The sequence below is a fragment of the Novosphingobium sp. MD-1 genome (genome assembly GCF_001014975.1).
Classification (GTDB): Bacteria; Pseudomonadota; Alphaproteobacteria; order Sphingomonadales; family Sphingomonadaceae; genus Novosphingobium.
On the sequence record NZ_BBXA01000029.1, the window covers coordinates 322,090 to 343,295 of the forward strand.

Annotated in this window: 21 protein-coding genes; 19 read left to right on the forward strand and 2 right to left on the reverse strand. The window is 64.9% G+C overall.

The window, feature by feature from the left end; all coding sequences use genetic code 11:
- Positions 1-72: 72 nt before the first annotated feature.
- A complete protein-coding gene (locus NMD1_RS12930) occupies positions 73-1,116 on the reverse strand; it encodes a D-glycerate dehydrogenase (RefSeq protein ID WP_125955060.1) in 1,044 nt (347 codons plus the stop codon).
- A 118-nt stretch (positions 1,117-1,234) separates the two neighbouring features.
- Here NMD1_RS12930 and NMD1_RS12935 point away from each other — a divergent pair, with 118 nt between their 5' ends.
- Positions 1,235-1,711, forward strand: a complete 477-nt coding sequence (locus NMD1_RS12935) for an SH3 domain-containing protein (RefSeq protein WP_233497609.1) — start codon at positions 1,235-1,237, stop codon at positions 1,709-1,711.
- 28 nt (positions 1,712-1,739) lie between these two features.
- Here NMD1_RS12935 and NMD1_RS12940 read toward each other — a convergent pair whose 3' ends face one another.
- Positions 1,740-2,936, reverse strand: coding sequence for an acetyl-CoA C-acyltransferase (locus tag NMD1_RS12940; RefSeq protein ID WP_125955062.1), 1,197 nt, complete (start codon positions 2,934-2,936; stop codon positions 1,740-1,742).
- Positions 2,937-3,134: 198 nt separating this feature from the next.
- On the opposite strand from NMD1_RS12940, the gene NMD1_RS12945 reads away from it, so the two are divergent.
- From NMD1_RS12945 to nuoN, 18 genes are all read left to right on the forward strand, one after another.
- On the forward strand, positions 3,135-3,905 hold the full coding sequence (locus tag NMD1_RS12945; RefSeq protein WP_233497610.1) for an A24 family peptidase: 771 nt from the start codon (positions 3,135-3,137) through the stop codon (positions 3,903-3,905).
- Positions 3,906-3,943: 38 nt separating this feature from the next.
- On the forward strand, positions 3,944-5,374 hold the full coding sequence (locus tag NMD1_RS12950) for a coniferyl aldehyde dehydrogenase (RefSeq protein WP_125955063.1): 1,431 nt from the start codon (positions 3,944-3,946) through the stop codon (positions 5,372-5,374).
- 161 nt (positions 5,375-5,535) lie between these two features.
- The gene (locus NMD1_RS12955; protein ID WP_124807926.1) at positions 5,536-5,910 is read left to right on the forward strand and encodes an NADH-quinone oxidoreductase subunit A; all 375 of its coding nucleotides are present in this window, start codon (positions 5,536-5,538) and stop codon (positions 5,908-5,910) included.
- Positions 5,907-6,467, forward strand: a complete 561-nt coding sequence (locus NMD1_RS12960; protein ID WP_124807925.1) for an NADH-quinone oxidoreductase subunit B family protein — start codon at positions 5,907-5,909, stop codon at positions 6,465-6,467. The genes NMD1_RS12955 and NMD1_RS12960 overlap by 4 nt, the downstream gene beginning before the upstream one ends.
- A 10-nt stretch (positions 6,468-6,477) precedes the next feature.
- Positions 6,478-7,296 (forward strand): NADH-quinone oxidoreductase subunit C, encoded by an 819-nt coding sequence (locus NMD1_RS12965; protein WP_125955064.1) that lies wholly within the window; start codon positions 6,478-6,480, stop codon positions 7,294-7,296.
- Positions 7,293-8,504, forward strand: a complete 1,212-nt coding sequence (locus NMD1_RS12970) for an NADH-quinone oxidoreductase subunit D (protein ID WP_125955065.1) — start codon at positions 7,293-7,295, stop codon at positions 8,502-8,504. Before NMD1_RS12965 ends, NMD1_RS12970 begins: the two co-directional genes overlap by 4 nt.
- 38 nt (positions 8,505-8,542) lie before the next feature.
- Positions 8,543-8,866 (forward strand): nuclear transport factor 2 family protein, encoded by a 324-nt coding sequence (locus NMD1_RS12975; RefSeq protein WP_125955111.1) that lies wholly within the window; start codon positions 8,543-8,545, stop codon positions 8,864-8,866.
- Positions 8,866-9,534 carry an NAD(P)H-dependent oxidoreductase subunit E gene (locus tag NMD1_RS12980; RefSeq protein WP_124807921.1) on the forward strand — a complete coding sequence of 223 codons (669 nt, stop codon included), beginning with the start codon at positions 8,866-8,868 and terminating at the stop codon, positions 9,532-9,534. Before NMD1_RS12975 ends, NMD1_RS12980 begins: the two co-directional genes overlap by 1 nt.
- A gap of 3 nt (positions 9,535-9,537) precedes the next feature.
- The gene (nuoF, locus tag NMD1_RS12985; protein WP_125955066.1) at positions 9,538-10,830 is read left to right on the forward strand and encodes an NADH-quinone oxidoreductase subunit NuoF; all 1,293 of its coding nucleotides are present in this window, start codon (positions 9,538-9,540) and stop codon (positions 10,828-10,830) included.
- Positions 10,831-10,949: 119 nt separating this feature from the next.
- On the forward strand, positions 10,950-11,489 hold the full coding sequence (locus tag NMD1_RS12990; protein ID WP_125955067.1) for a hypothetical protein: 540 nt from the start codon (positions 10,950-10,952) through the stop codon (positions 11,487-11,489).
- A complete protein-coding gene (gene nuoG / locus NMD1_RS12995) occupies positions 11,489-13,498 on the forward strand; it encodes an NADH-quinone oxidoreductase subunit NuoG (protein WP_125955068.1) in 2,010 nt (669 codons plus the stop codon). The genes NMD1_RS12990 and nuoG overlap by 1 nt, the downstream gene beginning before the upstream one ends.
- Before the next feature lie 118 nt (positions 13,499-13,616).
- The gene (gene nuoH / locus NMD1_RS13000; RefSeq protein ID WP_199558122.1) at positions 13,617-14,708 is read left to right on the forward strand and encodes an NADH-quinone oxidoreductase subunit NuoH; all 1,092 of its coding nucleotides are present in this window, start codon (positions 13,617-13,619) and stop codon (positions 14,706-14,708) included.
- Positions 14,705-15,190, forward strand: coding sequence for an NADH-quinone oxidoreductase subunit NuoI (gene nuoI / locus NMD1_RS13005; RefSeq protein ID WP_124807918.1), 486 nt, complete (start codon positions 14,705-14,707; stop codon positions 15,188-15,190). The genes nuoH and nuoI overlap by 4 nt, the downstream gene beginning before the upstream one ends.
- Positions 15,191-15,202: 12 nt before the next feature.
- On the forward strand, positions 15,203-15,820 hold the full coding sequence (locus NMD1_RS13010; protein WP_124807917.1) for an NADH-quinone oxidoreductase subunit J: 618 nt from the start codon (positions 15,203-15,205) through the stop codon (positions 15,818-15,820).
- On the forward strand, positions 15,820-16,125 hold the full coding sequence (gene nuoK / locus NMD1_RS13015) for an NADH-quinone oxidoreductase subunit NuoK (protein WP_124807916.1): 306 nt from the start codon (positions 15,820-15,822) through the stop codon (positions 16,123-16,125). Before NMD1_RS13010 ends, nuoK begins: the two co-directional genes overlap by 1 nt.
- Positions 16,126-16,135: 10 nt before the next feature.
- Positions 16,136-18,199, forward strand: a complete 2,064-nt coding sequence (gene nuoL / locus NMD1_RS13020) for an NADH-quinone oxidoreductase subunit L (protein WP_125955069.1) — start codon at positions 16,136-16,138, stop codon at positions 18,197-18,199.
- Positions 18,196-19,731 carry an NADH-quinone oxidoreductase subunit M gene (locus tag NMD1_RS13025; RefSeq protein WP_125955070.1) on the forward strand — a complete coding sequence of 512 codons (1,536 nt, stop codon included), beginning with the start codon at positions 18,196-18,198 and terminating at the stop codon, positions 19,729-19,731. The genes nuoL and NMD1_RS13025 overlap by 4 nt, the downstream gene beginning before the upstream one ends.
- On the forward strand, positions 19,731-21,194 hold the full coding sequence (gene nuoN, locus NMD1_RS13030; protein ID WP_125955071.1) for an NADH-quinone oxidoreductase subunit NuoN: 1,464 nt from the start codon (positions 19,731-19,733) through the stop codon (positions 21,192-21,194). Before NMD1_RS13025 ends, nuoN begins: the two co-directional genes overlap by 1 nt.
- Positions 21,195-21,206: the final 12 nt, after the last annotated feature.

Consider the following 21,206-nt stretch of genomic DNA (forward strand, 5'->3'; position numbering starts at 1 on the left):
TCCGTTCAAGCCCCTAGGCGAAGCGCTTGGCCCTGTACAGGCAGAGGAGGCGATGGCGCCGGATCGGCGGCGTCAGACCCAGCCTTCCAGCACCTGATCGGGCGGGCGATGTCCGTCGGCCCAGAAGCGGATGTTGGCCATGACCTTTTCGCCCGATGCGATGCGGCCCTCGAACGTGGCGCTGCCCATGTGAGGCAGGATCGCTACGTTGTGGTGCTCCAGGAGGCGCGGATCGACCTGCGGCTCGTGCTCGAACACGTCGAGTCCCGCGCCACCGATACGCCCTGCCACGAGCGCTTCGATCAGCGCCTGTTCGTCCACGATCTGCCCGCGCGCGGTATTGATGAGGTAGGCTTCGGGCTTCATCAGCGCGATCCGCCTGGCATCGAGCAGGTGGTGCGTTTCGGGCGAGGCGGGGCAGTGCAGCGACAGGATGTCCGCATCGCCAATCAGGGTGTCGAGATCGGCGACGTAGCGTGCGCCCAGCATGGTTTCGAGCGCTTCGGGCAGGCGGTGCCGGTTGTGATAGGCGACCTGCAGGCCGAAGGCGCGGGCGCGGTGCGCCACGGCCTGCCCGATCCGGCCCATGCCAATGATGCCCAGCGTCTTGCCGTTGAGCCGGTGGCCAAGCAGCGTGGATGGCGCCCAGCCTTCCCACTTGCCGGCGCGCAGGATGCGGCCGCCATGGTTGAGCCGCCGCGCGACGGAAATGATCAGCGCCAGCGTCATGTCCGCCGTATCGTCGGTGAAGACGCCGGGCGTGTTGGTCACAATGATCTTGCGGGCGCGGGCGGCGGCCAGGTCGATATGTTCGATGCCGGCGCCGAAATTGGCGATCAGGCCCAGCCGGTCGCCCGCTTCGGCAATCATCCCGGCGTCGATCGTGTCGGTCACGGTCGGCACCAGCACATTGCAGGATTGCATGGCGGCGACGAGCTCGTCGCGCGTCATCGCCCGGTCATCGGCGTTCAGTGTAACGTCGAACAGTTCGCGCATCCGCTGTTCGGTTTCCGGCAGCAGGCGGCGGGTGACGATGACCGAGGGTTTCCCCTCGATCCGGCGTTTGACGGCTTCGTGCGCGGTGCGCGCGCCGGCGGCGCTCTGGTGCGTTGGCATGATCGTATCGCTATGCCTGCGGGACAGGGATGGTCAAGCGCGTGGTTGCCCTGTCGTGCCAATGCTGTATCGCATGGCGGGCAAGTTTTTGTTGGATTTGGTCTGGGGTTTCCGTGTCGTGCGTGCCGTGAAGTATGTCCTGCCCTGCGTCCTTGCCGTGTCCGCCGGTCTTTCCAGCCACGCCGCGCGCGCGGAGGATGGCGGCGCGCCATACTGGGTTTCGCTGCGCAAGGATGAATCGAACATGCGCGTCGGCCCCGGCCGGGAATACCGGATCAACTGGACCTACGTGCGCAAGGGGCTGCCGATGAAGGTGCTGCGCGTGATGGGCGGCTGGCGGCTGGTGGAGGACCCGGACGGTTCGCGCGGGTGGATGCTCGCCCAGTTCCTGGCGCGCGCGCATACCGGCATGGTCAAGGGCGGCGTCGCGGAGATGCGCGAAAGGGCCGACGGTTCGGGCCGGCTGCTGTGGCGGCTGGCGCCCGGCGTGGTGGGCACGATCGGCGATTGCGGCGCCGGCTGGTGCCAGTTCGATGTCAATGGCCGCAAGGGCTATGCCCAGCAAGCGGCCATCTGGGGGGCAGGGGCACCGTAACGCCGGCGCCCCGCCATTTTCTTCCGGGTCAGACCAGCTCTATCGCCAGCGCGGTGGCTTCGCCGCCGCCGATGCACAGGCTGGCCACGCCCTTGGTCTTGCCGTGGCGCTTCAGCGCGCCAATCAGCGTGGTGACGATGCGCGTGCCGCTGGCGCCGATCGGATGGCCCAGCGCCGTGGCGCCGCCGTGCACGTTGATCTTCTCGTGCGGGATGCCCAGATCGTGCATCGCGAACATCGCGACGCAGGCGAAAGCTTCGTTCACTTCGAACAGATCGACATCGGCGATCGACCAGCCGGCCCGTTCCAGCACCTTGTTGATCGCGCCGACCGGGGCGACCGTGAAGTCCTTCGGCTCCTGCGCGTGCGCGGCCAGCGCGACAACCTTCGCCACCGGCTTCAGGCCTTCCGCATCGGCAACGCTCTGGCGAGTGATCACCACGGCGGCGGCGCCGTCGGAAATCGAGCTGGAGGTGGCGGCCGTGATCGTGCCGTCCTTGGCGAAGGCGGGCTTGAGCGTCGGAATTTTGTCCGGGCGGCCCTTGCCGGGCTGTTCGTCGGTATCGACCACGACATCGCCGCCGCGCGACTTCACGGTAACCGGCGCGATTTCGTCCACGAAGGCGCCTTCGGCGATCGCGGCCTGCGCGCGGCGCAGCGATTCGATCGTGTAGCCATCCTGCGCTTCGCGGGTCAGCTGGTATTCGTTGGCGGTATCCTGCGCGAACGTGCCCATCGCACGGCCGGGCTCGTAGGCGTCTTCCAGGCCATCGAGGAACATGTGATCGTAGGCGGTATCATGCCCGATGCGCGCGCCCGAACGGTGCTTCTTGAGCAGGTAAGGCGCGTTGGTCATGCTTTCCATGCCGCCGGCGACGATCATGTCGACGCTGCCGGAAGCCAGCGCCTCGGCGCCCATGATCACGGTCTGCATGCCGGAGCCGCAGACCTTGTTGACGGTGGTTGCCTGCACGGACTTGGGCAGGCCAGCCTTGATCGCGGCCTGGCGCGCGGGCGCCTGGCCGAGGCCGGCGGGCAGCACGCAGCCCATGTAGACGCGGTCGATCTTGTCACCCGCCACGCCGGCACGCTCGACGGCGGCCTTGACGGCGGTGGCGCCGAGGTCGGTGGCGGCGGCATCGGACAGCGCGCCTTGCATCGAACCCATCGGAGTGCGCGCGTAAGACAGGATGACGACCGGATCTGCGGCGGAAAACTGGGCCATGGCGATCACACTCCTTCAATGGTCGGGTCAGGAAAGACCCGGATATGGGGTCGGTCCGGGCGGGCGGCAACCATCTGACGATCCGTTGCGGTTCGTTGGCGGTTCCTGTGGCCACGATCGCGCCGGGGCTGGACTTGGCGGGGCCATACTGCCACGCCGCGCTCATGGCAATCGAGCCGACGGGGGAGTCACGAACGCGTGGCATATGCCAGCCTGCCGCTGATCTGGTCCGCGTCGGCGATGCTGGGCGCGATCGTCGGGAGCTTCCTGGGCGCGGCGCTGGCGCGGTTGCCGGAGGCGCGGTCGGTCGTGACCGGCCGGTCGGCCTGCGATCACTGCGGGCGGACGCTTGGCCCGCTGGAACTGGTGCCGGTGTTGTCCTGGCTGGTGCAGCGGGGCCGCTGCCGGACCTGCGGCGGTGCGATCGGTGGATGGCAGCTTGGCTGCGAACTGGGTGGCGCGGCGGTGGCACTGGTTTCCGTGATCGCCATGCCCGATCGCACCGCGCTGGCCGCGATGGTGCTGGGCTGGCAACTGCTGTTGCTGGCGCTGCTCGATTTGCGGCACTTCTGGCTGCCCTCGCCGCTGGTGGGCACGCTCGCCGGTTCGGGAGGCGCCCTGGCGCTGCTGCGCGGCGCGATGGAGCGCGATAGCGGTCCGGTCCTGTGGGCCGGGGCGGGCGCGCTGGCCGGTTTCGGCATGCTCTGGCTGATCGCCGCCTACTATCGCCGGGTGCGCGGCCGCGAAGGCATGGGGGGAGGGGACCCGCTGCTGCTGGGCGCGATCGGCCTGTGGCTGGGGCCGGTGGGGACGGTCGCCACCCTGCTGGGAGGCAGCGTGATCGGGCTTCTCGCAACGGTTGCTTTGCTGGCGGGAGGCCGTAAGGTCTCGCGCCAAACGGCCCTGCCGCTCGGAACCTGTCTCGCCGCCGCCGGCTGGCCGGTCTTCCTGTTCCAGGGCTTCGGATAAATCGGACCGGCACAAGCGGTTCGGGGACGGGGATTGTGATGAACGAGACGAATCGCACGGACATGCTGGCCGTTCTGGAACGCCAGCGGACGGCCTTCACGGCGGCGCGCCCCGAAGCGCTTTCGGTGCGGCACGACCGGCTGGAGCGTTGCGCCACCATGCTCAAGGAGCATGGCGAGGCGTTTGCCAAAGCGATGAGCGCCGATTTCGGCCATCGCAGCCACGAACAGTCCATGCTGACCGACATAATGCCCTCGGTCAGTATCGTGCGCTATTCGCAGAAGCGGATGAAGCGCTGGTCGCGTCCGGAAAAGCGCCACGTCAACTTCCCGCTGAACTTGCTCGGTGCGCGGGCGGAAGTGCGCTACGAACCCAAGGGCGTGATCGGCATCGTCGCGCCGTGGAACTTCCCGGTCGGGCTGACCATGGCTCCGCTGGCGCAGGCTTTCGCCGCCGGCAACCGCGCGATGCTCAAGCCTTCGGAGTTTACCGAGCGCACGTCCGAACTGATGCAGGAACTGTTCCCGCGCTATTTCGCGGAAGAGGAAGTGGCCGTCATCACGGGCGGGCCGGAAACCGGACAGGCGTTCTGCGGGCTGCCGTTCGACCATCTGCTGTTCACCGGCGCGACGCCGATCGGCCGCCATGTGCTTCATGCCGCGGCCGACCACCTCGTGCCGGTCACGCTGGAACTGGGTGGCAAGTCGCCCACGATCTTCGGCCGCAGCGCCGATCTCCAGCGCAGCGCGGAGCGCGTGGCGCTGGGCAAGATGATGAACGCGGGGCAGATATGCCTCGCGCCCGACTACATGATGGTGCCCGAGGAACTGGAGGACCGCGCCATCGCCGCCGTCGCCGCCGGAGTCAGCTCGATGTATCCGACGCTGCTGGCCAATGACGACTACACCTCAGTCATCAACCGCCGCCACCGCGATCGCCTGGCCGGGCTCGTGGAGGACGCGCGAGAGAAAGGCGCCGAGGCGATCGTCGTCAATCCGGGCGGCGAGGACTTCGCCGGCACCAACGGCAACAAGATGCCGCTGACCATCCTGCGCAACGTCAACGACGACATGCGCGTGATGCAGGAGGAAATCTTCGGTCCGGTCCTGCCGGTGAAGACCTATCGCGCGATCGACGAGGTGATCGATTACGTCAACGCGCACGATCGTCCGCTGGGGCTGTACTACTTCGGTCAGGACAAGGCCGAGGCGGAGAAGGTACTGACCCGCACCATCTCGGGCGGCGTTACCGTCAATGACGTGATCTTCCACGTTTCGGCCGACGACCTGCCGTTCGGCGGAATCGGGCCTTCGGGAATGGGCAGTTATCATGGCGTGGAAGGTTTCCGCACGTTCAGCCATGCGCGCGCGGTCTATCGTCAGCCGAAGGTCGATCTTGCGAAGCTGGCAGGGTTGCGGCCGCCCTATGGTGCCGCGACGCAGCGCACCCTGAAGATGCAACTTAAGTAAGCCCCGCATACGATCGCGGGAGGCCCGGAAACGGGGCTGTAATCGGCACGGGAAGGCCAAAAGGGTGGAGAAACTGCCCTTGCGGGCGCTGCACGGCACTTGCGCGCGGGCGGCGTCGGGACTAGGGCGCGGAGCGAACACCAGCTAGGCGAGTCAGCCCCTTGGTCGATCTGTCACAATATCTGCCGATCCTGATCTTCCTCGGGATCGCTCTTGCGCTTTCCAGTGCCTTTGTGTTCCTGCCGATGGGTGTTTCCCGCTTGACGGGAACCTACAATCCCAACGCGGAGAAGCTCAGCGAGTACGAATGCGGCTTCCCCGCGTTCGAGGACCCGCGCAGCCAGTTCGACGTCCGGTTCTACCTGGTCGCGATCCTGTTCATCATCTTCGATCTGGAAGCGGCGTTCCTGTTTCCCTGGGCGGTCAGCCTGAAGGAAACGGGCTGGGCCGGCTGGTTCACGATGATGCTGTTCCTGGCGGAACTGGTCGTCGGGTTTGCCTACGCCTGGAAAAAGGGAGCGCTGGATTGGGAATGAGCAACATGGTCACCGCTCCGACTGCAACTGGCGCTGCCGCCGGCTCCGCCATCACCGCGCCCGATCAGGCGTTCTTCGAAAGCCTCAATGCCGAGGTTTCGGACAAGGGCTTTCTCGTCACCTCGACCGAGGAACTGTTCCAGTGGGCGCGCACCGGTTCGCTGTGGTGGATGACGTTCGGCCTGGCCTGTTGCGCGGTCGAGATGATCCACGTGAACATGCCGCGCTACGACATGGAGCGCTTCGGCGTCGCGCCGCGCGCATCCCCGCGCCAGTCGGACGTGATGATCGTGGCCGGCACGCTGTGCAACAAGATGGCCCCGGCGCTGCGCAAGGTCTATGACCAGATGTCGGACCCCAAGTACGTCATCTCGATGGGATCGTGCGCCAACGGCGGCGGCTATTACCACTACAGCTATTCGGTGGTGCGCGGCTGCGACCGCATCGTGCCGGTTGACATCTACGTGCCGGGCTGCCCGCCCACTGCCGAGGCGCTACTCTATGGCGTGATGCAGCTGCAGCGGAAGATCCGCCGCGTCGGCACGCTCGAGCGTTGAGGAGAAGGGCATGACGGTCGTTCATTCCGCCCCGCGCTTCACCTCGAACGAAGGCGTGCTGGACACGCTTTCGGCGGCGCTGGGCGCCATGCTGGTTTCGGCGAAGGAAGAGCATGGCGAAGTCCTGCTGACCGTCGTGCGCGACCGCGTGGAGGACGCGCTGCGCCTGCTGCGTGACGCGCACGAATACCAGCAGCTGATGGAAATCGCCGGCGTCGACTATCCGCAGCGGCCCGACCGTTTCGAGGTCTGCTACTGCCTGCTGTCGCTGACGAAGAACCATCGCGTGATCGTCAAGGTTTCGACGGACGAGGCGACGCCGGTGCCGACGGTGACGACGCTGTGGCCCGTCGCCGGCTGGTACGAGCGCGAGGTTTACGACATGTTCGGCGTGCTGTTCGCCGGCCATCCGGACCTGCGCCGCATCCTGACCGACTACGGCTTCCAGGGGCATCCGTTCCGCAAGGACTTCCCGCTGACCGGCTATGTCGAGCTGCGCTATTCCGAAGAGGACAAGCGCGTGGTCTATGAACCCGTCGAGCTGGCGCAGGACCTGCGGCAGTTCGATTTCATGAGCCCGTGGGAAGGCGCGGAATACGTGCTGCCGGGCGATGAAAAGGCGGCGGCTTCGCCCGCGCCGGCGGCGCCCGCCCCTGCGCCCAAGGTCGATACGCCGAAGGTCACCGAAAAGCCCGCCGATACCGGCGCGGGCGACAAGGCCAATGCCGAGGCGGCGAAGCCGGTCGAAGGCTCGCCCAAGACGACGGCCAAGGACGAACCCGGCGCTCCGGCAAAGACCGACCGCAAGGTTGAAGGAGACGGCGCATGAGCTTCCAGCTCGAAGAATCGCCGACCACCGGCGACGAGGTCATCACCAACTACACGATCAACTTCGGCCCCCAGCACCCGGCGGCGCACGGCGTGCTGCGCATGGTCATGGAGCTGGACGGCGAGATCATCGAGCGGATCGATCCGCACGTCGGTCTGCTCCATCGTGGCACCGAAAAGCTGATCGAGTACAAGACCTATACCCAGGCGCTGCCGTACTTCGACCGGCTCGACTACTGCTCGCCGCTGGGCATGGAGCACTCCTACGTGCTCGCGGTCGAAAAGCTGCTCAACCTCGAGGTGCCGCTGCGCGGTCAGTACCTGCGCGTGCTGTTCGCGGAGCTGACGCGCATCTGCAACCACATGCTCAACATCGGGTCGCACGTCATGGACGTGGGCGCGATGACGCCGAACCTGTGGCTGTTCGAAATCCGCGAGGACTGCCTCAACTTCTTCGAGCGCGCTTCGGGCGCGCGGATGCATTCGGCTTGGTTCCGTCCCGGCGGCGTGCACCAGGACGTGCCGCTGAAGCTGCTGACCGACATCGGCGACTGGCTCGACACGCGCCTGCCGCAGCTGTTCGAGGACGCGATGAGCCTCCTTGTCGACAACCGCATCTTCAAGCAGCGCAACGTCGATATCGCGGTGGTCAGCAAGGAAGACGCGATCCGCTGGGGCTTTTCCGGCCCGATGATCCGCGGCTCGGGCATCGCGTGGGATTTGCGCAAGGCGCAGCCCTATGACGTCTATGATCGCATGGACTTCGAGATTCCGGTCGGCACCAGCGGCGATTGCTATGATCGTTTCATGGTGCGCGTGGAGGAAGTCCGCCAGTCCGCGCGGATCATGAAGCAGTGCCTGGCAGAAATGCCCGAAGGCCCGGTCAGCTCGACCGACCGCAAGGTGGTCCCGCCCAAGCGCGGCGAGATGAAGAGCTCGATGGAATCGCTGATCCATCACTTCAAGCTCTATTCGGAAGGCTTCCACGTTCCGGCCGGCGAAGTCTATGTCGCCACCGAAAGCCCCAAGGGCGAATTCGGCGTCTATCTCGTCTCGGACGGCAGCAACAAGCCGTACCGCTGCAAGATCCGGCCGACGGCGTTCAGCCACCTTCAGGCGATGGACTTCATGTGCAAGGGCCACATGCTGCCCGACGCGACCGCGATCCTTGGCGCCATCGACGTGGTGTTCGGGGAGTGCGACCGGTGAGCAGTCCCCAAGAATCCAACTTGCGCACCGCGAAGGCAATGATCGCGGCCTATAACGCGCAGGACGTGGACACCTACGTCTCCTACATGACCGACGATGCCTGCGAGGCGAACTATCGCGGGGATGTGGTGCGTGAAGGCAAGGAAGGCACGCGTTCCGGCCTTGCCGCCGCGTTCGCCCGCTGGCCGCAGAACCATGCCGAGATCCGCGATGCGCAGGCGATCGGCAATTACGTGCTGATGCGCGAACACGTCACGCGTGGCCCCGCCACTGACGGATCGGCCCTGGTCGAACCGTTCGACGTGATCGCAGTCTATACTTTCGAGGGCGACAAGTGCTCTCGAGTGGAGTTTATTCGCTGATGGCTGACCGCTACATCGAACCGGATACCCCGGAATTGCGCGCCCGCTGGGGCGCCTTTGCCTGGACTGCCGAGAACGCGGAGAAGGCGAAAGAGATCGTGGCGCGCTATCCCGAAGGGCGGCAGCGCTCGGCGGTGATGCCGCTGCTCGATCTGGCCCAGCGGCAGGTCGGCGCGGAACTGAACACGCAAGGCTGGCTGCCGATCCCGGTGATGGAATACGTCGCCGCCTATCTCTCCATGCCGATCATCCGCGTGGTCGAGGTCGCGACGTTCTACACGATGTACAACATCGCGCCGATCGGCCGTTTCCACGTGCAGGTCTGCGGCACCACGCCGTGCATGTTGCGCGGATCGGACGACATCATCGCCGCCTGCAAGAAGCGCGGGATGAAGGCGGGGCACATCACCGATGACGGCCTGTGGTCGTTCACCGAGGTCGAATGCATGGGCAACTGCGCATCGGCCCCGATGGTCCAGATCAACGACGACAACTACGAGGATCTGACCCCCGCCGACATGGAACGCATCCTCGACGAACTGGCGGCGGGCAAGCAGCCCAAGACCGGTACGCAGCTTCCCGGCCGCCACACGGTGGAACCGGCCGGCGCGCTCAGCAACCTGACCGCGATGGTCGGTGAAAACCACGATTATCGGGGGGAATGGTAAGCCATGGCTCTCGCCGACAAGGACCGCATTTTCACCAACGTCTACGGCTACCAGCCGTGGAACCTGCCCGCCGCGCAGGCGCGCGGGGACTGGGATAACACCAAGGCGCTGCTCGAACGTGGGCAGGACGGCATCATCGAGGAAATCAAGGCGTCCGGCCTGCGCGGCCGTGGCGGCGCGGGCTTCCCCACCGGCATGAAGTGGTCCTTCATGCCCAAGGAAAGCAAGGATGGGCGGCCCAGCTTCCTGGTGATCAACGCCGACGAATCCGAGCCGGGTTCGTGCAAGGACCGCGAGATCATCCGCCACGATCCGCACAAGCTGCTGGAAGGCGCGCTGGTCGCCGGCTTCGCGATGCGCGCGCGGGCGGCCTACATCTACATTCGCGGCGAATATATCCGCGAGGCCGAGACGCTGTTCGCCGCGCGGGACGAGGCCTATGCCGCCGGCCTGCTGGGCAAGAACGCCTGCGGTTCGGGCTATGACTTCGACGTCTTCGTCCATCGCGGCGCGGGCGCCTACATCTGCGGCGAAGAAACCGCGATGATCGAGAGCCTGGAAGGCAAGAAGGGCCAGCCGCGCCTCAAACCGCCGTTCCCGGCCGGCGCCGGCCTCTATGGCTGCCCGACCACGGTGAACAACGTCGAATCGATCGCGGTCGCGCCCACGATCCTGCGGCGCGGCGCCTCGTGGTTCTCCTCTTTCGGGCGCGAGAACAACAAGGGCACCAAGCTCTTCCAGATCAGCGGGCATGTCGAACGGCCCTGCGTGGTCGAGGAAGAGATGTCGATCCCGTTCAGCGAACTGATCGAGAAGCACTGCGGCGGCATTCGTGGCGGCAAGGACAATCTGCTGGCCGTGATCCCCGGCGGTTCCTCGGTCCCGCTGGTTCCGGCGGCGGAAATCTGGGACGCGCCGATGGATTTCGACGGGCTGCGCGCGCTAGGCTCGGGCCTTGGCACCGCCGCCGTGATCGTGATGGACAAGTCCACCGACATCGTCCGCGCGATCGCCCGCCTGTCGCACTTCTACAAGCACGAAAGCTGTGGCCAGTGCACGCCGTGCCGCGAAGGCACCGGCTGGATGTGGCGCGTGATGGAGCGCCTGCGCACGGGCGACGCGGCGGTCGAGGAAATCGACATGCTGTTCAACGTGACCAAGCAGGTCGAAGGCCACACCATCTGCGCCCTGGGGGATGCGGCCGCCTGGCCGATCCAGGGCCTGATTCGCCACTTCCGCCCCGAACTGGAACGCCGGATTGCCGAACACGGCACCGTGCGGGAGGCGGCGGAGTGAGGCGAAGCGCCCCATCTTTGGTATTGTTGTTCTTGGGAGGGGTGACCCTGCCCTCTGGAGGGGCTGTCGCGCGTATTCAAGAAACTGGCAACGATCCGATCAAACTAGGCGAGTGCGTCATGCGCATGGCGCGCCCACTCGCAAGGGCTGTTGCGTTGTCAATTCCCGGCTCCGCTGAGGAAAATAGACTGTTTGCAGAGTTGAATCCGACAATTCTAAATTGCAAAGGCACTCCTCCCGGCGGCATGAGTATTGATCAGAAATCGCTGTTTATGGGGGCGATTTCTTCAAAGATACTTGCGCCGGTAACTGTGTACCACAGTGGCTGGAGTGGCCGGCCGAATCTTGATGCAGCAGCGCAAATGATGGCTTTACAATCACAAGGCTATCCATTGCGGTCGGCAATGGCGAAGTGCCTTGTCTTCGTAGACACCAACAACGCCTTTCGCTTCATCAAGAGTCGGAGCGGCTCTAACAATGAAAAAAAGCTTGCCTCTGCGCTAACGCCTTCGCTTACGCGGTGTGTTGATAAGGGGGTAAATCTCTCGATGTCCTTGCAAGCTTTGCGTGCAGAAACCACGCGCGCCTTTGCCCGCTACGTGTGTGCACCGAACGATCCACCTGCCTCAGGCAAGGTTGGTGATGGGAAACCTGACTAATGCCCAAGCTCAAAGTCGACGGCGTAGAACTCGAAGTTCCGACAGGCGCCACTGTCCTGCAGGCGTGCGAGCTGGCCGGCAAGGAAATCCCCCGCTTCTGCTATCACGAGCGCCTGAGCATCGCGGGCAACTGCCGCATGTGCCTGGTCGAAGTGAAGCCCGGACCGCCGAAGCCGCAGGCATCGTGCGCGCTGCCGGCCGCCGAAGGGCAGGAAATCCGCACCGACAGCGAGATGGTCAAGAAGGCGCGCGAAGGGGTGATGGAGTTTCTCCTCATCAACCATCCGCTCGATTGCCCGATCTGCGACCAGGGCGGCGAATGCGATCTGCAGGACCAGTCGGTGGCCTATGGCCGGGGCGGTTCGCGGTATCACGAGAGCAAGCGCGCGGTCACCGAGAAGTACATGGGGCCGCTCATCAAGACGGTGATGACGCGTTGCATCCACTGCACCCGCTGCGTGCGCTTCTCCGAAGAGATCGCCGGCGTGGACGAGATCGGTGCGCTCTATCGCGGTGAAAGCACCCAGATTTCGACTTATCTGGAGCACGCGGCGAAGCACGAACTTTCCGCCAACGTGATCGACCTGTGCCCGGTCGGCGCGCTGACCAGCCGCCCCTATGCGTTCGAAGCGCGGCCGTGGGAGCTGAAGAAGACGCTCTCGATCGACGTTTCGGACGCGGTGGGGGCCAATATCCGGCTCGACAGCCGGGGCCGCGAAGTGCTGCGCGCGCTGCCGCGCGTGAACGACGACGTGAACGAGGAATGGCTGTCGGACCGCGGCCGCTACATGGTCGATGGCCTTACCCGTCGTCGGCTCGACAAGCCGTGGCTGCGCCGTGACGGCAAGCTGCAGGCGGCCAGCTGGGCCGAGGCGTTCGATGCCATCGCCCGGATCAATCCGGGCTCATCGGTCGCGGTGATCGCGGGCGATCAGGTCGATTGCGAAACGATGTTCGCCGCGAAGAAGCTGGCCGGCGCGCTGGGGTCCTCGCTGCTCGAAGGTCGCCAGACGGGCATGGCCTATGACACGTCGAGCCTGGCGGCGGTGAATTTCAATTCGACGCTGGCCGGGATCGAGGATGCCGACGCGATCCTGATCGTGGGCAGCCAGATCCGCGACGAGGCCCCGCTGCTCAATGTGCGCCTGCGCAAGGCGGTGAAGAAGGGCGCGAAGGTCTTCATCATCGGCCCGGCATGGGAACCGACCTATCCGGCGACCTTCCTCGGCGACGATGCCGCCACGCTGAACGCTTTGCCGGCCGATGTCGCCGATGTGTTCGCCAAGGCGGCCAAGCCCGCGATCATCATCGGTGCCGCCGGCATCGTGAAAGGCGCGCGCGAGGCGGGCCTGGCCTTCGCCGAAAAGTTCAACCTGGTGCGAGAAGGCTGGAACGGCTTCAACGTGGTCCACATGGCGGCCGCGCGCATGGGCGGGCTGATGCTGGGCTATGCGCAGAAGGGCGGCCTTGCCGATATCGTCGCAGCCAAGCCCAAGCTGGTGATTTCGCTCGGCGCGGACGAAGTGGATTGGACCCAGTTCGCCGGCAGCATGATCGTCCACATCGGCCATCACGGCGACAAGGCGGCCCATGTCGCCGACGTGATACTGCCGGGCGCTGCCTACAGCGAGAAGGACGGCACCTACGTCAACACCGAAGGCCGCGTGCAATATGCCGAAAAGGCCGTCTTCGCGCCCGGCGACGCGCGCGAGGACTGGAGCGTCCTGCGGGCCATGGCCGATGCGCTGAAAGTCTCGGTCGGGTTCGACAGCTTCGACGAATTGCGCATTGCCATGATCGCGGACGTGCCGGCACTGGGTGCCGAGGGACTGGCCGATTACGGCGCGCTGCCCGCCGCTCCTGCCGGGGCGAAGGCGGAAGGCGTGATCGCCGGCTACCCGATCAAGGATCGTTACCTCACCAACGCGATCTGCCGCGCCAGCCCCACTTTGCAGCGCTGCTCGGCCGAACTGCTCCATGGTGAAAGCTTCGCGGAGGCGGCCGAGTGAGCACGTCCAACACCATTGCCCGTCATGCCAGCGAAGGCTGGCATCTCGCTCCGGATGGCGCTTCGCCTGAAGCACGAGACCCCAGCCTGCGCTGGGGTGACGGCTTGAGGGAGCCGTCATGACCGCTTTCTTTCAGGACTTTCACATTCTCTGGATTTCGTGGCTTCATGTCACGATGTCTTATGAGGCTGCGTGGACGCTCGCTACGATCGTTGGCATCCTGCTGATCGCGCTGCCGCTGATGCTCGGCGTGGCGATGATCATCTATGCCGACCGCAAGATCTGGGCGGCGATGGCGCTCCGTCGCGGCCCCAACGTGGTCGGCCCGTTCGGCCTGCTGCAGTCGTTCGCGGACGGCCTCAAGGTCATGCTGCAGGAAACGATCATTCCTTCGGCGGCCAACAAGGGCCTGTTCCTGATCGCCCCGATCATCACCTTCACCGTGGCGCTGATGGCATGGGCGGTGATCCCGTTCAATTCGGGCGCGATCCTCGCCAACATCAACGTCGGCCTGCTCTATGTCCTCGCGATTTCGTCGCTGGGCGTTTACGGCACGATCATCGCCGGCTGGTCCTCGAACTCGAAGTACCCGTTCTTCTCGGCCATGCGCGCTTCGGCGCAGATGATCAGCTACGAAGTCTCGATCGGCTTCATCCTGATCTGCGTGGTGCTGTGGTCCGGCTCGTTCAACATGAACGAGATCGTCAAGGCGCAGCAGGGTCATGTGCTGGGGCTGTTCAACGGCTTCGTGTTCAACCCGCTGCTGTTCCCGATGTGGGTGATGTTCCTCATCTCGGGCATGGCGGAAACGCAGCGCGCGCCGTTCGACCTGACCGAGGCGGAAAGCGAACTCGTCGCCGGGTATCAGACCGAATATTCATCGATGGCCTTCGCGCTCTACTGGCTGGGCGAATACGCCAACGTGCTGCTGATGTGCGCGCTCAACGCCACGCTGTTCTGGGGCGGCTGGCTGCCGTTGATGGACATTCCGTTCTTGGGATTGTTCCCGGGTGTCGTGATTCCGGGCGTGATCTGGTTTCTCGGTAAGATCCTGTTCTTCTTCTTCATCTTCAGCTGGGTGAAGGCGACCGTACCCCGGTATCGCTATGACCAGCTGATGCGTCTGGGCTGGAAGGTGTTCCTGCCTGTCTCGCTGCTGTGGGTGTTCCTCGTCAGCGGCTACCTGATGCTTACGGGGCATTTCTCATGACCGTCGGACAGCTCATCAAGAGCTTCACTCTGTGGGAGTTCGTGAAGGCGCACTGGCTGACCTTGAAGTATTTCTTCAAGACCAAGGCGACGATCAACTACCCGTTCGAGAAGAACCCGCTTAGCCCGCGCTTCCGTGGCGAACACGCGCTGCGCCGCTATCCCAACGGCGAGGAACGCTGCATCGCGTGCAAGCTGTGCGAGGCGGTGTGTCCGGCCCAGGCCATTACCATTGAAGCGCAACCGCGCGAGGACGGCAGCCGCCGCACCACGCGCTACGACATCGACATGACCAAGTGCATCTTCTGCGGCTTCTGCCAGGAAGCCTGCCCGGTCGATGCCATCGTCGAAGGGCCGAACTTCGAATACGCGACCGAAACGCGCGAGGAACTGCTTTACGACAAGGCCAAGCTGCTGGCGAACGGCGACAAGTGGGAGCGCGCGATCGCTGCCAACCTTGAAGCCGACGCACCGTACCGGTAGGGGCGCGAAACCATGATCCAGGCATTTGCCTTCTATCTCTTCGCGACGCTCATGATTGTCTCGGGCGCCGTCACGATCCTGGCCCGCAACCCGGTCCATTCGGTTCTCTGGCTGATCCTGGCGTTCTTCAACGCCGCCGGCCTGATGATCCTGGTGGGGGCCGAGTTCATCGCGATGCTGCTGGTCATCGTCTATGTCGGCGCGGTCGCGGTGCTGTTCCTGTTCGTGGTGATGATGCTCGACATCGATTTCGCCGAACTGCGCGCCGGGTTCGTAAAGAACTTCCCGCTGGGAATGATCCTGGCGCTGGTGCTGCTGTGCGAACTGGTGCTGGGCATCGGCGCCTATCGCGCCGGCGCGATGCAGCTTGGCACGGCGGACGGGACGGCCGCGCCGCTGGCCGGGGCATCCAACATCGAATCCATCGGGGCGCTGCTGTACACGCGCTACCTCTTCCTGTTCGAAGCGGCGGGCATCCTGCTGCTGGTGGCCTTGATCGGCGCCATCGTGCTGACGCACCGCCAGCGTGGCGGGGTGCGCGGCCAGAACGTGGCGAAACAGGTCGCGCGCCGTCCGGAAGAGGCGACCATCAACGTGAAGCCGGAAGTGGGCAAGGGGGTCAGCCTCTAATGATCGGCATCGAACACTATGTCGTCGTCAGCTCGATCATGTTCGTGCTCGGCGTGCTCGGCATCTTCCTCAACCGCAAGAACGTCATCATCATCCTGATGGCGATCGAGCTGATCCTGCTGTCGGTGAACCTTAACCTGGTCGCCTTCAGCGCCTTCCTGCACGACCTTGTCGGCCAGGTCTTCGCGATGTTCGTGCTGACCGTGGCGGCGGGCGAGGCGGCGATCGGCCTTGCGATCCTGGTCATCTACTTCCGTGGCCGCGGCACCATCGCCGTCGACGACGTCAACCGGATGAAGGGCTGAGTACGCGATCATGTCTGCCATCCACATCATCGTCTTCCTGCCGCTGCTGGCGGCGATCATCGCCGGGCTGGGCAACAAGCAGCTGGGCAATGTTCCCGCCAAGGTGGTGACGACCGGCGCGCTGTTCATCTCGTGCGCGCTGTCGTGGCCGATTTTCCTGTCGTTCCTGTCGGGCCATGCCGAGGCGCATGTCTCGCCGGTGCTGCACTGGGTGACCTCGGGCAATCTCGATTTCGCCTGGGCGCTGCGCGTCGATACGCTGACGGCGGTCATGCTGGTGGTCATCACCAGCGTCTCCGCGCTCGTGCACCTCTATTCGTGGGGCTACATGAGCGACGAGCCGGACCAGCCGCGCTTCTTCGCGTACCTGTCGCTGTTCACCTTCGCCATGCTGATGCTGGTGACCGCCGACAACCTGGTGCAGATGTTCTTCGGCTGGGAAGGCGTGGGCCTCGCCTCGTACCTCCTGATCGGCTTCTGGTTCCGCAAGCCCAGCGCCAACGCCGCCGCGATGAAGGCCTTCGTGGTCAACCGCGTGGGTGATCTTGGCTTCATGATGGGCATCTTCGGCACCTTCCTGGTGTTCGGCACGGTTTCCATTCCCGCGATCCTCGAAGCCGCGCCGGGCATGGCCGGATCGACGGTCGGCTTCCTCGGCCACCGTTTCGACACGATGACGGTGCTGTGCCTGCTGCTGTTCATCGGCGCGATGGGCAAATCGGCGCAGCTTGGCCTGCACACCTGGCTGCCGGACGCGATGGAAGGCCCGACCCCGGTTTCGGCGCTGATCCACGCCGCGACGATGGTCACCGCTGGCGTGTTCATGGTCTGCCGCCTTTCGCCGATGTTCGAAACCAGCCCGACGGCGCTGGGCTTCGTGACCTTCATCGGCGCGGCGACCTGCTTCTTCGCGGCGACGATCGGCACGACGCAGACCGACATCAAGCGCGTGATCGCCTATTCCACCTGTTCGCAGCTGGGCTACATGTTCTTCGCGGCGGGCGTCGGTGCCTATGGCGCAGCGATGTTCCACCTGTTCACGCACGCCTTCTTCAAGGCGCTGCTGTTCCTGGGCGCCGGTTCGGTGATCCACGCGATGCACCACGAACAGGACATGCGCTATTACGGCGGCCTGCGGAAGCACATCCCGATCACCTTCTGGGCGATGACGGCGGGCACGCTGGCGATCACCGGCGTTGGCATCGTCGATGTGGTGGGCTTCGCCGGCTTCTATTCGAAGGACGCGATCCTCGAAGCCGCGTTCGCGCGCGGGACGGAGCTTTCGCACTTCGCCTTCTTCATGGGCATCTTCGCCGCGCTGCTGACCAGCTTCTATTCCTGGCGGCTGGTGTTCCTGACCTTTTTCGGCAAGCCGCGGTGGGAACAGTCCGAACACATCCAGCACGCGGTGCACGACGCGCATGGTCATGACGATCACGGCCACGAAGGCCATGGACACGCCCATCACGGGCACGACGACCACGGGCATCATGGCCATCACAGCGATGGCACGGCCGGCTATCATCCGCATGAAAGCCCGGCGGTGATGCTCACGCCGCTTGTCATCCTGTCGATCGGCGCGATCTTCGCGGGGCTGGTGTTCAACCACGCCTTCGTCAGCGAAGGCACGGGCGAGTTCTGGAAGGGCAGCCTCGTGTTCAGCGAACACCTGATCCACGCGATGCACCAAGTGCCGCACTGGGTGAAATGGGCGCCGTTCACGGTCATGGCCACGGGCCTGCTGATCGCCTGGTACGCCTATATCAAGAACACGAAGTTCCCGGCGGCGTTGGTCGACCAGTTCGGCTTCCTCTACCGGTTCCTTCTCAACAAGTGGTACTTCGACGAGCTTTATCACTTCATCTTCGTCCGCCCCGCGCTGTGGCTGGGACGGGTGTTCTGGAAGGTGGGCGATATCGGCATCATCGATCGCTTCGGCCCCAACGGCGCCGCCTGGGTGGTGGCTAAGGGCAGCCGCGCGGCGGTGAAGCTGCAGTCCGGGTATCTCTATAGCTACGCGCTGGTCATGCTGATCGGCCTGACGCTCGCAATCAGCTGGGTGATCGCACAATGACCGGGTTTCCGATCCTTTCGGTGATGTTGCTGGTGCCGCTCGTAACGGCGGTGGCCTGCCTCCTCGTCGATCGCGAACAGGCGCGCACCGTGGCGCTGGTGGGGACGCTGATCGATTTCGTCCTTGGCATGTTGCTGTGGGCGAACTTCGATACCGGCGGCGCGCAGTGGCAGTTCACCGAACACGCCGCGCTGTTCGCGGGCTTCGAATGGAAGCTTGGCATCGACGGCATCGCGCTGATGCTGATCGCGCTGACGGTGTTCCTGATGCCGGTGTGCATCGGCGCCAGCTGGCTGTCGATCGACAAGCGCCAGGGCGAATACTATGCCGCGTTCATGCTGATGGAAACGCTGATGATCGGCGTTTTCGCGGCGCAGGACCTGTTCCTGTTCTACATCATGTTCGAAGCCGGCCTGATCCCGATGTACCTGATCATCGGCATCTGGGGCGGTGCGGAGCGCATTTACGCCAGCTACAAGTTCTTCCTCTACACGCTGCTCGGCTCGGTGCTGATGCTGATCGCGATGTTCTGGATGGTGAACGAGGCGGGCACGACCGATATCCCGACGCTGATGGTCTACAACTTCCCGGTCCACGCGCAGACCTGGCTGTGGCTGGCCTTCTTCGCCAGCTTCGCGGTTAAGATGCCGATGTGGCCGGTCCACACCTGGCTGCCCGACGCGCACGTGCAGGCGCCAACGGGTGGCTCGGTGATCCTGGCTGGCGTACTGCTGAAGATGGGCGGTTACGGCTTCATCCGCTTCTCGCTGCCGATGTTCCCGGAAGCCTCGGCGCAGTTCGCGCCGCTGATCTGGGGCCTGTCGATGGCGGCGGTGGTCATCACCTCGCTGATCGCGCTGGTCCAGCACGACATGAAGAAGCTGATCGCCTATTCCTCGGTCGCGCACATGGCGATCGTGACGATCGGCCTGTTCGCCTTCAACGAACAGGGCCTCGAAGGCTCGATGATCGTCATGCTCAGCCACGGTCTGGTGGCGGGCGCGCTGTTCCTGTGCGTGGGCGTAATCTACGATCGCCTGCATACCCGCGAGATCGACCGTTATGGCGGCCTTGCCATCAACATGCCGAAGTACGCGCTGTTCTTCCTGCTGTTCACCATGGCCTCGATCGGCCTGCCGGGCACCAGCGGGTTCGTCGGCGAATTCCTGTCGCTGTTGGGCGTCTATCAGGCGTCGAGCTGGGTGGCGCTGATCTGCACCACGGGCATCATCCTGGGCGCGGCCTACATGCTCTACCTCTACCGCCGCGTGGCCTTTGGCGAACAGAAGAACGCCGATGCCGCCGCGATGCCCGATCTCGATGCGCGCGAATGGGCGATGATGGTGCCGCTCGCCGCCGTGGTGCTGTGGATGGGCGTCTATCCGCAGTCGTTCCTCGATCCGATGAAGAAGGACATCGCCGCGCTCGATGCGCGCCTTGCCCAGGCACGGCCCAAGGGAGATGCCGACGTGAAGATGGGGGCGCCCAAGCCGGCCGCCGAACATGAAGCGCACGAAGGGGAGGCGCACTGATGGAACTCGTTCGCTCCCTTCTGATCGTTGCGCCGGAAGAAGTGCTCAGCATCTCCGGCCTGCTGCTCCTGCTGGTCGCCGCCTGGGGCGGTGACAAGGCGGCGCGGACGATCTCGATCCTGTCGGTCGCCGCGCTGACGGTCTGCGCGATCCTTGTCGCCCCCGCGCTGTGCGGCGGTGCGATGGGGCCGGATACCGAGGCATTCGGTGGCCAGTACAAGGCGGACGCCTTCTCGGCCTTCGCCAAGCTGCTGGTCTATGCCGGCGCCGGCGTCACGCTGATCGTCGCGCCCGCGTTCTTCGACCGGGTCCGCGCGATGCGGGCGGAATTCCCGTTGCTGGTGCTGTTCGCGGCGCTGGGCATGGGCATGATGGTTTCGGCGGGCGATCTGCTGACGCTCTACATCGGCCTCGAACTCAACAGCCTTGCCTCCTACGTCCTGGCCGCGTTCCTGCGCACCGATGATCGTTCGGCGGAATCGGGCCTGAAGTATTTCGTGCTCGGCTCGCTCGCCAGCGGCATCCTGCTGTTCGGCATGAGCTTGACCTATGGCTTCACCGGCACGACCAGCTTCGAAGGCATCCGCCTGGCCCTGTCGGGCTCGCTGTCGACCGGCGCTACGTTCGGCATCGTGTTCGTGCTGGCCGGCCTGGCCTTCAAGATCAGCGCGGCGCCGTTCCACATGTGGACGCCGGACGTCTACGAAGGCGCGCCGACGCCGGTGACGACGTTCTTCGCCACCGCGCCCAAGGCGGCGGCGCTGGCGCTGCTGATGCGCGTCAGCCTCGAAGCGTTTGGCTCGCAGCCGGGGGCGTGGCAGCAGATCGTGATCTTCGCGTCGCTGCTGTCGATCGTGATCGGCGCGCTGGGCGCGATCGGGCAGGCGAACATCAAGCGCCTGATGGCCTATTCCTCGATCAACAACGTCGGCTTCATGCTGATCGGCCTTGCGGCGGCGACGCCCAAGGGCGCGTCCGCCATGCTGGTCTATCTCGCGATCTATGTCGCGATGTCGATCGCGGGCTTCGTGGCCATCCTTTTGCTGCGCGACGAGAACGGCGATGCGGTGGAAGCCATTTCCGACCTCGCCGGCCTGTCGAAGACCCGGCCGATGCTGGCGCTGGCGCTGGCGGCGGTGATGTTCAGCCTCGCCGGCATTCCGCCGCTGTTCGGCTTCTGGGGCAAGTTCGTGGTGTTCCAGGCCGCCGTGCAGGCCAATCTCGTGGCCCTCGCGGCCATCGGCATCGCAGCCAGCGTGATCGGCGCGTTCTATTACCTCAAGGTCGTCAAGGTCATGTACTTCGACGAGGCAGCGGACCGGGTGAAGGGCGAGATCGATCTGGCGCATGGCGTGTTGCTGGCAGCGTCGGCGCTGTTCATCTCGCCGCTGGGCTATCTGCTGACCAAGTGGATCGGGACGCTGGCCGACAACGCCGCCACGGCGCTGTTCCACGTCGCCTGACCGCGCGAAGGC